Genomic DNA, 11,256 nt, shown 5'->3' on the forward strand with positions numbered 1-11,256 from the left:
TTGGTTCTGCCTTGTACAAAATAGGTGCGATCTGCTTTAACTTTGCCGTCCCGTAACGTGATGCCGTTTCTAATCTTTTCTAAATCACGTGGATCTAGATCGCGATCAAGAAGCGTGTGGTACACTTTTTTTCTGGCAAAGCGTGGGTGTGCAAGTTGTTGTGCCAAATCACCGTCGTTGGTCATAATCAAAACACCGGTGGTGTCTTGGTCTAAACGACCAACTGGGTAAATGCGTTGTTTGCTTGGTAGCTGGACTAGTTCCATAACCGTTCGTTCTTGGTTAGGGTCTGAAAGCGTACAAACAAATCCTTCTGGCTTGTTGAGCAAGATATAGACCTTCTTTTCAGGTCGAACAACTCTGCCTTGGCAGGTTATTGTGTCGGTAGGGTTTATGCGTTCGCCAGGGTTTTTAACAATAGCCCCGTTGATAGCAATAAGTCCTTCATTAATCAAATCGGTCACTTTGCGGCGTGACGACAGCCCACAATGGGCTAAATATTTGGTTAATTGCGTTTTTTGGTTTGTTTCCATAGGTATCCTCACTACAATGATACCCGATTATTGCCGATTTGGCTAATGCTAAAAGTACGAAAATATCGCTAAAATAACTAGTTTTTATAACTTTTTAGGGACCTGCAAGGGTTCTAAGCCGACCTGCCAGTTGAGCAAGTTTAGTTTTAAGGGCCTCGAGGGATCTTTTTACGGGTGCTAAAGGGTTAATTTCTCGTTCATATTTGGAGCGAAAAGCATTTGGTTGGTCCGAGGCAAAAGCTTGTACAAAGAATTTTATAATTGGTGTATCGATGCGGTTGCCAAGAAGCGAGTCAAAGCACAGGGCTATTTTTTTGCCATCGATTTTCATGAGTGCAAGCCCATAGTAGTGTGCAGGGTTGCGTATTTGTATCTTGATGCCAATAAAATAATCGTTTTTGGTTAGTGCTTTATTAAATTTGTTGTTAATTGATTCAATGAGTGCTATAGGCAAATATTCAAGATGAAGATGTCCTAAGATAAAGTTTTCTTCAAAAAGAAATGGGCTGTCGAAAAGTATTTTGTCTAGTTTCAAAATTTGTGTGTAAGGTGGCAAGTACTCGTCTGGGGCTGCGACAACACTGTTTTGTACGGTCATGGTATTTGGTAAAATGACGGTTGATTTTTTTAGCTCTTTCAGCCAGCCCTTAATTTTTTCGATTGCATATCGTTCGTTGTTTATTGTTTGGATAAGTGTTTCAGCGGTTGAGCCGATGCTGGGAATTTTTTTCAAGGTATTAAGAACAAATTCTTGTGCTGCAAGGAGATTTTTGTTTGTGTGGTGACCGCAGTAACCGCCAGCAGTGCTTCCGGCGGGAAGAGGCTTGAGTCCTTCAACTGATGTTACTCCTTGATTGACGACCTCTACCTGAAAGATTTCTAGGCCATTAATATTTTTTTTAACAAGGTAGGGTTCTTCGATGTACTGTTCTGATAAATATGTATTACCATCGTATGGATCAAAAAAAGAAACGGTGGTAGGAGTCCCTGTTTCCAGGTTTACCTTTTTAATATCTTTTTTTTCTAGGGTGCTTACCAAGTCATCATATTTTGGTGAGCCACTTGCAGCACCTGCAAGCCAGCTTGGCCCAGAAAGAAAAATTAGCCAAACAATAGTTCTGAACTTCATCTACCACCTCATTTATAGTTTTTGACCCGAAAATAATTACAGAGATAGTAGAAAAGTCTGCTATTTTTTTGCAAGAGTAACCTAAAAAAATCTATTCTTGGGCTGCCGGCGTTTGCATTGTTTCGTTTAGTTCTAAAGCTTTTTTAATCAGCAGCTCTTTTTTGTCGGCCATTTCTTTCTTTTCATCAAAATAAGAGCGCAGCATGGTTTGTAAGTCCATGTCTACTTTGAGCTGAGCGCGATGCTCACGCGCAGCTATTTTGTGTTTTGGAAAAATACCAACCAGGTACATGGCCTTGCTGCAGGCCCGTTGCAATGCTAGTACGTCAACGTTATCGTTGCTCTCTTCAGGAACATGATAAACAATTTTGACAATAGCGTCGGTCAGATCTTTTTTATTAAGTTGTTCCAAAATTTGTTCTGTTTGGTTGCCTTGAGCTTCCAACTTTACTTCAACTTGGATCATGGGCCGCGTTGTGACTTTAATAAAATCGACGTTGCATGAACTTTGATTGGCTGTCTGTTTGTCGATAGTCACACGACAAAAACCTTTATCTTCTTTGCGTTCGCCAAAATCTACCCGCTCAATGGAGCCGGAATAGACAACCGGGGGAAAGCCCTTGGGGTTGAGGTTTTGGTGGCGGTGCAGGTGCCCAAGAGCTACATAATCAAATGGTGGTATGGCAAGTTGTGAGGGCAAGAAAATGGGGTCAGTGCCAAAGATAGCACATTTTTCAGACCCAGAAAAAATGCCGCTACTCACGGTTAAATGGCCTGCCAAAATTGCTGGCACCGTTGGGTCAAGTTGTTCTGCCAGTGAGTTGATAATTTGTCCTACTTTTTCAGACAAGCATGTTGCAATTTCAGCGTTATTTTTAAAGCGGTGTTCGCTGTTGGCAACCAGCGTGTTGCGTGTTGGCCAGGGAATGCCCACCACTTGGACAGGTCCATTTTTTGTTTTTATAGTTACGCTTTCCGGTTTTGAAAACACATAAAAATTATCAAGTGGCAGGTAGTCAAAAATGTCGAGTGCGTTTGCTTTACCAAAACTGAGCGGGTGGTCGTGATTGCCAATGATAATGGCAACCGGAATTTTTGCCGTGTGCAGCTTGAGCAAAAGAGAACATAAAAGCTTTTGCTGTGTGGGGGTTGGGTACGCTGTTTTGTACGCATCGCCACACAGCAAAAAAAGATCGATGTTTTCTTCAACTGCTTTGTTTACGCACTCTTCAAGTGCATTTTTAAAATCAAGCAATCGGGTATGAATTCCCGTTTTAGCGTCAATTTTTCCGTAATTTTCAACGCCAAAGTGAACGTCCGCGGTGTGGTAAAGCGTGATCATAGTTCGTTATGTTCCGTGTTGGTTGTTTTTACTGCGCCAAGAAAATTGAGCGCTTTTTTGTCATTAGCACATGATGTTTTTTTTTGTAATTTTTCACGCATTTTTTTTGCGTAACCTTCTTTGTTTACCTGTTTTGAACGGCCAATGGCAAGGCTGTCTTGTGCAACGTCGTTAGTAATGGTAGAGCCTGCTGCGGTGTAGGAATCTTTGCCAATGGTAATTGGTGCTACCAGTGTATTGTTGCTGCCAACAAAAGCATTATCTTCGATAACGGTTGGGTGTTTTTGCTCGCCATCATAATTGCATAATACCGTGCCGGCGCCAATATTAACGTTTTGGCCAACGGTGGCATTGCCAAGATACGCCAGGTGTTTCATTTTTGTATGTGCGCCAATGGTTGTTTGTTTAATTTCAACAAAGTTGCCAATTTCTGCATGAGCGCCAATAACAACGTTATTTCTTAAGCGGGCAAACGGGCCAACGTGAGCACCATTTTCAATAATACTGTCTTGAACAACTGAGTGTGAGTGAATGTGAACATCGTCTTGTGTTGTAGTATTTTCTACAATTGAGAAGGCACCAATAGTGTTTTCTTCGCCCAATTTTGTTTTGCCCAACAAATGTACGCCGGTGCCAATAAATGAACCTGCGCCAATTTCAACATCAATATCGATATGAATACTTTGTGCTAACTCAAAGCGTACGCCTTGCAACATCCAGTGTTTAATAAATTCTGATCGTTTAATTTGTTCAACCGACCATAGCTCTTGCAGTGTGTTAATGCCGCGCACATTGTCGTAAGGAACATTAACAACATGTACCGGTAGGCCTTGGTCGCTGGCCATATTTATTAAATCAGTAAAATAAATTTCTCCAGAAGTAGTACTTGGCTTTATATGATGAATATTTTCTTTTAAAAAGCTTTTTTTAATAACGTAAATACCTGCGTTAATGCGATTAAGCGCTCGTTGCTCTTCGGTACAATCTTTGTCTTCAATAATTCTTACTGCGCCGTCATTATAACCAATAACGCGTCCGTAGCCGGCAGGGTCTAAAACCAGTGTTGAGCAAAAAGATATGATTGCTTTGCTTTCTTGGTGTTCAATGAGTAAATTGCGGATCAGCTCTTTTGGCACGAGTGGCGTGTCGCCATACAAAATAAGAATATCTTCCTGGTCCCAGGTTTCTTCAGAGCAAGCAACGGCGTGGCCGGTTCCCTTTTGTTCAGTTTGGATAACAAATTGTGTTTTTGCTATGCCGGCTTTTTCAATTTCGTTTCTTACTTCTTGGGCTTGATAGCCCAAGACAAGCGTCATGGGAAGATTGAGATCTTCTAAAACTTTGAGTGGGTATAAAATCATGCTTCTGCCGCAAATGTTAAAAAGCATTTTTGTTTTTTTTGTTTTAAAGCGGCTTGCTTGTCCTGCGGCCAAAACAATAGCCTGTGCATTCCAATTGATTCGTGTGTTTTCCATCAGACGCTCCTTTTAATTAAGCATAATTGTTCTGAATTTTTTATTGTTGTTTTTATCAAAATGATTTTACTTCTTTTAAAGGGTGCTTTAAACTTAGCTGGCTTGAAAAGCTTTTTGTAAAGATATATGCTAAAATACTGATAAAGCAAATTATTTTTTAATTTTTTTGTTTTCTTTGATACTACGCGCACGTTCGATTTTGGAGAGATGGCTGAGTGGTCGAAAGCGGCTGCCTCGAAAGCAGTTATCCCGTTAACCCGGGATCATGGGTTCGAATCCCATTCTCTCCTCTCCGTCTACGCCTGTTGTGGCTAAGACGGACAGGCACCCTACGCCGTTCATCCTGAAGAGCAACTTGTTGGGTCTTGAAAGGTTGCTGGCAGGCTCTTTTTTTTAGAGATTATTTCTTGGAGTAAGTTCATGGAGAAAGATATCGTAGTTCCTAGTAAACAGATTGTGTCTGGCATTAAATATGACCAGCTTGTCAATGTTGTACCCAAAGATTGGGGCCATGAAGAGTGGATTGTCAACAATGCAAAATACTGTGGTAAAAAGTTGGTGTTTAATACCGGTTGCCGTTCGCTGCATTATCACAAAATAAAAGAAGAAACGTTTTATGTTGTTTCTGGTAAAGTTTATGTTGAGCTTATTGATGGTAACCAAAAGATTAATCGTGTTATGGAGCCAGGCGACACGCAGCATATTGTGCCGGGACTTTGGCACCGGATTACCGCTTTACAGCCTTCTGAAGTGATGGAATTTTCTACGTTTCACATGGACGAAGATTCGTATCGCATTGAAGCAAGCGGCACAATTGATCTGCGCGAGCTTGGTTTTTAAGTGGTACGCATGATGATTACTATGAATTTCAAAAAATATCTCTTGCTGTTTGCCGTTGTTACAGCTCCTGTTGTGGGGATATTTTTTTTTTGATTCAGCGCAACATGCTCATTATTCATTGGGCATGGTCTCATACGCCGGTTAAAAGTACTGAAGTTCAAGCATTGCAGGCGGTAGTGCGCAAGCCGGTTATCTATCATTTTTTTAAACATGATAAGTTTGATCATGAACAAGCTTTTTTAATGTGGCATAAGCATGATCTTGGGCATAATGTTAAGCATTTAGTGAATGGTTGGCTTGTGTGTGTGCAAGAAGAGCGCCTGGTTGACCATGCGGTGCGGCTTGAGGCGGTGTTATTTTCTTTGTATAACCAAGAAGTTTATCTTTCGTTTACGCAATCATTGTTTAAAAAAGATGATTCAATTGCAAAGAAATGGCAGTTGGTTGAATGTTTTTTAAAGACATTACGTGAAGCAGGGATAGATATTCGCGCTGTTTCGTTTTTGGTTGACCATCAACCAATTAGTGATGAACATCTTGATTTTTCTCAATCGTGGCCTTTAGAAGGTTTTGTAAAATAGAGTTTTCTTTTGGACATTATTTTTGTTGCGTAGCACTTTTTTGTTTGCTATAACCAACCAAGTTGTTGAGTCCGTTGATTAACGGGGAACTAATTATCTTTTAGCGCGAGGAGAGAAGCGATGAAGAAGATCAAGAAGCTGGTAGCATATGCGTTTGTTGGGGTTATGGCATTTGACGCAGGTGTGAGCGCAGAATGTCCCTATATGTGCAAGAGTGAGACTAAAAAAATTGCCACATCAACATTCTTGAGCGATCTTGCCAAGACTTGTGACAAAGTTGGTAAAGCGGTTGGAGCGCAAGACCAAAAACAGCGACAACAAGCTGCATGTGAGATTGTAGGATCTTTGTTATCATTAGCGGCAAATGTGACTGAAAAAAATGAAAAAGATCGAGCTGCAAAATCAGCTGATCAAACAACACGTATTGCACAAGGCATTGAAGAAATTATGTGTGCTTCAAGCGAATGCCGATCTGTTGATGGCACTTGTAATCGGACAGTTTTGACACCTGACAAAAAAAGACTTGCGGCAATTGAACGCAAAATAAGCATGAATGACAAAGAATTTTCTGAAAATTTCTTTGCAAGTATTACCCCTTTTGTGCAAGAAAATATTGTTGCTGTGGTAAAACACCTGAAAAATAATCGTACACAATTTCGTGATCAAACCATTGAAGATATGGCAATAGACTTTACCGATGGTGTTATGGAAAATATTGACAAGCCTGTTACAACCCCAGATGGCCAACCGGTAGTTGATGATGGTACGCAAGTTTCGCAAGAAGTTTTGACGTTAATGGGTTCTATTTGGCATCTGGTAAAAAAAGTTTTAAAACAAAATAAGCATGCATTAACGTATCTTAAAGAGCAAGCAATTTTGTTGAGTGCTTACATGTACGAGCGTATTGTTGGCGAAGTACAAGAAGACTTTTTTGAAAAGATGGAAGAATCAATGAAGCCGGAAAATAAATAAAATATTCATGAATAAGACTACCTCGTGGTTAAAACAGATTCAAAAAAATAAGGGCGTTCAGTTTTATAACCAGAATAGCCTGTTTGGAGAGCAAACTGAAAGGTTTGCTCTCCTTAATTTTCTCTATACCAATCCTCTTGGCAAAATGCTGCGCTTGCTTGCTCGACATCGTTTTATGGCCAAGATTTTTGCTGTGTACCAAAATTCAGGTTTGACCAAATCTAAAATACAGCCGTTTATTGAGCGGTATAAGATTTGCATGAATGATTTTGTTGTTCCTGAACATGGCTATCATTCGTTTAACAATTTTTTTACGCGTGCCTTAAAACCTGGAGCGCGGTTGATTGATCAGCGTGATACGGTGCTGGTTAGTCCTGCCGATGCAAAATGCTTTGTGCTTGAAAATCTGCAAGGTGATAACGAATTTTTTGTTAAAAACTGTCGTTTTAAATTGGCAGATTTTTTAAAAGATAGTGAGTTGGCTGGTCAGTATGAGCAAGGGACTATGATGGTTTTTAGGCTGGCGCCCTACGATTATCATCGCTATCACTTTCCTACCGATTGTTTTGTGCAAAAATCAGAAATTATTCATGGCCATTTAGAGTCTGTTAACCCCATTACTTTTGCAACCGGCTTGCAGCCATTGGTGCAAAACGAGCGCCATCTCATTACTTTACAAACAAAAAAATTTGGTGATATCCTCATGATTATTGTTGGCGCCATGCTGGTGGGAAAAATAGTAGAAACGCATCGCGTCTGCCAAAATTATAAAAAAGGCGAAGAGGCTGGCTTGTTTGAATTTGGTGGATCAACGGTAGTTTTATTGTTTAAAAAAGATATGATCAAGCTACGAGCAGATCTGCTAAAAAATTCTTCTGAAAAAAAAGAGACAGTTGTAAAAATGGGCGAAGCAGTGAGTGTTTGAGAAAGGAACGGGAGTAATGGAAATTTATCCTTCATTAATTTCGTGTGATGTTCTGAATTTAGCAACAACATTAACAACGCTGAACGCTCATGTTGATGGGTATCATATTGACATTATGGACGACCACTTTGTTCCTAATCTTACTTGGGGGCCAACATTGGTAAACGCTTTGGCGGGTGCCACAACTAAGCCGCTGCAACTACATTTAATGGTCGACAATCCGGCTTCGTGGGTGAGTCGTTTGCAGTTGCAAGCGAAAGATAGCTTTGTTTTTCATCGCGAAGTATTAAAAGATGTTCGCGATGGCATGCGACTTATTGAAGAGCTGCAAAAGCGAGGTATAAAAACAGGGCTTGCGCTTAACCCTCAAACGGGTCTTGAAAAGCTTACTCCCTTTGCCGAGTTGCTTGATGAAGTACTTTTGATGTCGGTTAATCCTGGCTTTTCTGGCCAAAAATTTATAGAAAGTGCGCGAGATAAAGTTCCTGCTTTGGTTCAACTGCGCGAACAAGAAAATTTTAATTTTAAGATTTGTATGGACGGTGGCATTGGTCCTGACAACATTTGTTCGTTGCAGCAGGTAGGTGTTGATATGGTTTCGGTTGCTTCGGCAATTTTTTCTTCAAAAAATTATGTTGAAGCCCTAAAAAATTTATATTCTTTGCTTGGCAAATCTGAAAAAAGCACTTAAAACTAGTAAAAAATTATTCAAAAAATAGTCACAAAAGAGAAAAGTAACGCAATGAATATCAACAAGAAACTACGTATTGGCGTTTTGATGGGCGGTATGAACCTTGAACGTGAAGTTTCGTTCAATTCGGGCCGCACTATTTGCGATCATTTGGATACCAATATTTATGAAGTAGTGCCGGTGTTTCAAGCTGCAGAGGGTGATTTATACCTGTTGCCGTGGCATTTTTTGCATCGCGGTAAAATTGACGACTTTGTGTATCGCTTAGCAGGAGAAGCGCAGTTTATTTCATGGGACCGTTTAAAAGATCTTATTGATTTTGCTTACATTGCTATGCATGGTCGTTATGCAGAAGATGGTATAGTGCAAGGTATGCTTGAGGTTCAAAATATACCCTATTTAGGAGCAAAGGTTTTGGCTAGCGCCTTGGGCATGGACAAGGCATTTCACAAAGATATTTTGAAAGCCAATGGCCTTTTGGTACCCGCGGGTATTGTAGTACGTGGTCATGAGGTTGATGCTATGTCGTTTGATGCACTTATGAAGCGCTTAGAAGCTGAGCACGTTAGTTTGCCGTGTATTGTAAAACCTGCGCACGAAGGTTCAAGTTTTGGTGTTTCTGTTGTTCATGAGCAAAAAGATCTTTTTTCAGCAATAAAAAAAGCTGCGTATGTTAACGAATCAGTCCAAGATGTTATTGTTGAGCAAAAAATTGAAGGCATGGAGTTTGTCTGTGTTTCGGTACAAAAAAATCTTAATGCGTCTTCCGAATGGTTTTCTTTTCCCATTACTCAAGTAATTCCTGAGGCGGGCTCTGAATTTTTTGATTACGAACAAAAATATATGCCGGGCCGTGCGGCAAAAATTACGCCTGCGTTGTGTAGCGAGCAGGATACTCAAAATATTATGTGTGCTAGTGAGCGTGCTGCAGATGTTTTAGGCTTTAGAACAATTGCACGCATTGATGGTATTTTGGCGCAGGATGGTGGTGTTTATTTTATTGATCCTAACTCGCTGACAGGTATGGGGCCTGCTACATTTCTTTTCCATCAAGCTGCAGAAATTGGCATGAGTCATGCGCAGTTAATTAATTTTTTGATTGCAAGTGAATTGCGTGCGTATGGCATCCAGACTACTCTTCACGTTGAAAAGGGCGAATCTATGTTGGCACAATCTGAAAAAATACGCATTGTTGTTTTATTGGGCGGTGATTCAAATGAACGTGAAATTTCTCTTGAATCGGGCAGGAATGTCTGTTACAAGCTTTCGTCGAACAAGTACGAAGTCATCCCCGTCTTTGTTCATGAATCTATGCAATTATTTAAGCTGTCTCAGCGCATGCTTATTCAAAACTCAACGCGTGAAATTAGTGCATTGATTTCTGATGACATAAAAGTTTCGTGGTCAGATTTACCCACAATTGCTGACTTTGTTTTTATTGGTTTGCATGGTGGTAAAGGAGAAAATGGGGCGGTGCAGGGAGCGCTTGAAATGCTTAAGATGCCGTACAATGGTTCGGGAGTTTTGGCTAGCGCTTTGTGCATGAATAAATACCAAACAAATTCTTTTTTGAAACAAAAGGGCTTTGATGTCCCACAAAATTGTTTACTCAAAAATGACGATTGGCTCGCTAAAAGTCAGCAAGAACGAGAAGCATTTATTGATCAATTGGCTAATTCTTTTTCTTACCCACTTATTATTAAACCGTCTGATGATGGTTGTAGTGTTGGTGTGTACAAAATTGCGAGTCAACACGAAGCGCTTGCTTGTATTAACAATGTTTTTGCGCTTGGCAAGCGTGATGTGCTGATTGAAGAGTGTGTGCAGGGTATGGAGCTGACGTGCGGTGTTTATGGCAATGAAAAGCCGGTTGCACTACCGCCTTCTTACTCAGTTGCAAAAGATACGGTATTGTCGATTCAAGAAAAATTTTTGCCTGGTGATGGCCAAAATATTACACCAGCACCAATTAGTGTGCATGCAACAACACTGGTACAGCAAACATTGCAAGATGTGTATCAGGTTGTTGGTTGTAAAGGCTACGCACGGATTGATTGCTTTTATCAAACAGCTCAGCAAAGCGTTACTGGTCATGAACGGGTGGTTATTCTTGAAATAAACACGTTACCAGGACTAACGCCTGCAACGTGTTTGTTTCATCAAGTGGCAGAAACCGGGAGTAAGCCCATGGCGTTTATCGATAAAATTGTTGAGCTTGGCTTTCAGTTGCACGGACAGAAAAAAACAAGCCATCATCCCGCCAAAGAAGAATTGCATACCCATCTTTCTTCATAGTTGCTGAGCTTTCTTGACTTAAGTTCTTGTGCTGGTGCTACACTAAATTCCACTTTAAAAATGTTTAATTTTTGAAAAGGAGTGGAGCACATGAAAACTATTCTACTGTTGTTGTGCATAGTTGTAAGTTTTGGAACTGCTAAGCAACTACGTGCGCTCAAAGATCCAGGCTTTGGTGACTATAGTGTTGTGTGGGGTCTTGATCGCGGGAATGGTGTAAAGTTTAGTAACGCAGAAAAATTACTGCATAGAAATCATGAGAATAAGTGGGAAGCTGTTTCTGGTGAGCCATTCAAATATATAACTGTTAATGCTGCGTTGCAGGTTGTGGGTTTAAATGTGCAGGGCCAGTTGCTCATGCGTGCGGGCATTACTGCCGGTTGTGCACAAGGTAAAGAGTGGCAGTTTGTTCAGGCGCCTTTTACGTTTGATAGTATCGCGCTTGGTGTGCATAATCAGTGGTGGGGCATTCG

General features: G+C 40.6%; 11 protein-coding genes and 1 tRNA gene. 8 read left to right on the plus strand and 4 right to left on the minus strand.

Annotation, left to right across the window (positions count from 1 at the left end):
* From K2W90_06485 to glmU, 4 genes are all read right to left on the minus strand, one after another.
* Window positions 1–533 (minus strand): hypothetical protein (locus K2W90_06485; protein ID MBY0353983.1); only part of this gene is annotated, 533 nt, incomplete at its 3' end.
* Between the two features lie 94 nt (window positions 534–627).
* Window positions 628–1,662 (minus strand): hypothetical protein, encoded by a 1,035-nt coding sequence (locus tag K2W90_06490; GenBank protein ID MBY0353984.1) that lies wholly within the window; start codon window positions 1,660–1,662, stop codon window positions 628–630.
* A 91-nt stretch (window positions 1,663–1,753) separates the two neighbouring features.
* Window positions 1,754–3,004: an exonuclease SbcCD subunit D gene (locus tag K2W90_06495; GenBank protein ID MBY0353985.1), complete on the minus strand. Its 1,251-nt coding sequence runs from the start codon at window positions 3,002–3,004 to the stop codon at window positions 1,754–1,756.
* Window positions 3,001–4,479: a bifunctional UDP-N-acetylglucosamine diphosphorylase/glucosamine-1-phosphate N-acetyltransferase GlmU gene (glmU, locus tag K2W90_06500; GenBank protein ID MBY0353986.1), complete on the minus strand. Its 1,479-nt coding sequence runs from the start codon at window positions 4,477–4,479 to the stop codon at window positions 3,001–3,003. The genes K2W90_06495 and glmU overlap by 4 nt, the downstream gene beginning before the upstream one ends.
* 201 nt (window positions 4,480–4,680) lie before the next feature.
* On the opposite strand from glmU, the gene K2W90_06505 reads away from it, so the two are divergent.
* From K2W90_06505 to K2W90_06540, 8 genes are all read left to right on the plus strand, one after another.
* Window positions 4,681–4,769: transfer RNA gene (locus K2W90_06505), tRNA-Ser, on the plus strand.
* 130 nt (window positions 4,770–4,899) lie between these two features.
* Entirely contained in the window at window positions 4,900–5,319 is a 420-nt protein-coding gene (locus K2W90_06510) for a cupin domain-containing protein (protein MBY0353987.1), read from the plus strand.
* A gap of 89 nt (window positions 5,320–5,408) precedes the next feature.
* The gene (locus tag K2W90_06515; GenBank protein MBY0353988.1) at window positions 5,409–5,900 is read left to right on the plus strand and encodes a hypothetical protein; all 492 of its coding nucleotides are present in this window, start codon (window positions 5,409–5,411) and stop codon (window positions 5,898–5,900) included.
* 120 nt (window positions 5,901–6,020) lie between these two features.
* Window positions 6,021–6,872 carry a hypothetical protein gene (locus K2W90_06520; GenBank protein ID MBY0353989.1) on the plus strand — a complete coding sequence of 284 codons (852 nt, stop codon included), beginning with the start codon at window positions 6,021–6,023 and terminating at the stop codon, window positions 6,870–6,872.
* 7 nt (window positions 6,873–6,879) lie between these two features.
* The gene (gene asd, locus K2W90_06525) at window positions 6,880–7,797 is read left to right on the plus strand and encodes an archaetidylserine decarboxylase (GenBank protein ID MBY0353990.1); all 918 of its coding nucleotides are present in this window, start codon (window positions 6,880–6,882) and stop codon (window positions 7,795–7,797) included.
* A 16-nt stretch (window positions 7,798–7,813) separates the two neighbouring features.
* Window positions 7,814–8,488, plus strand: coding sequence for a ribulose-phosphate 3-epimerase (locus K2W90_06530; GenBank protein MBY0353991.1), 675 nt, complete (start codon window positions 7,814–7,816; stop codon window positions 8,486–8,488).
* A gap of 51 nt (window positions 8,489–8,539) precedes the next feature.
* On the plus strand, window positions 8,540–10,783 hold the full coding sequence (locus K2W90_06535; GenBank protein MBY0353992.1) for an ATP-grasp domain-containing protein: 2,244 nt from the start codon (window positions 8,540–8,542) through the stop codon (window positions 10,781–10,783).
* 90 nt (window positions 10,784–10,873) lie between these two features.
* On the plus strand, window positions 10,874–11,256 hold a 383-nt coding region (locus K2W90_06540), incomplete at its 3' end, for a hypothetical protein (GenBank protein MBY0353993.1).

The organism is Candidatus Babeliales bacterium (assembly GCA_019749895.1).
In the GTDB taxonomy this organism is placed as follows: domain Bacteria; phylum Babelota; class Babeliae; order Babelales; family RVW-14; genus AaIE-18.

Bases quoted from the DNA above. Each gene is read 5' to 3' on its own strand.
- K2W90_06490 (MBY0353984.1), bottom strand. From the start codon at position 1,662: ATGAAGTTCAGAACTATTGTTTGGCTAATTTTTCTTTCTGGGCCAAGC.
- K2W90_06495 (MBY0353985.1), bottom strand. From the start codon at position 3,004: ATGATCACGCTTTACCACACCGCGGACGTTCACTTTGGCGTTGAAAAT.
- glmU (MBY0353986.1), bottom strand. From the start codon at position 4,479: ATGGAAAACACACGAATCAATTGGAATGCACAGGCTATTGTTTTGGCC.
- K2W90_06510 (MBY0353987.1), top strand. From the start codon at position 4,900: ATGGAGAAAGATATCGTAGTTCCTAGTAAACAGATTGTGTCTGGCATT.
- K2W90_06520 (MBY0353989.1), top strand. From the start codon at position 6,021: ATGAAGAAGATCAAGAAGCTGGTAGCATATGCGTTTGTTGGGGTTATG.
- asd (MBY0353990.1), top strand. From the start codon at position 6,880: ATGAATAAGACTACCTCGTGGTTAAAACAGATTCAAAAAAATAAGGGC.
- K2W90_06530 (MBY0353991.1), top strand. From the start codon at position 7,814: ATGGAAATTTATCCTTCATTAATTTCGTGTGATGTTCTGAATTTAGCA.
- K2W90_06535 (MBY0353992.1), top strand. From the start codon at position 8,540: ATGAATATCAACAAGAAACTACGTATTGGCGTTTTGATGGGCGGTATG.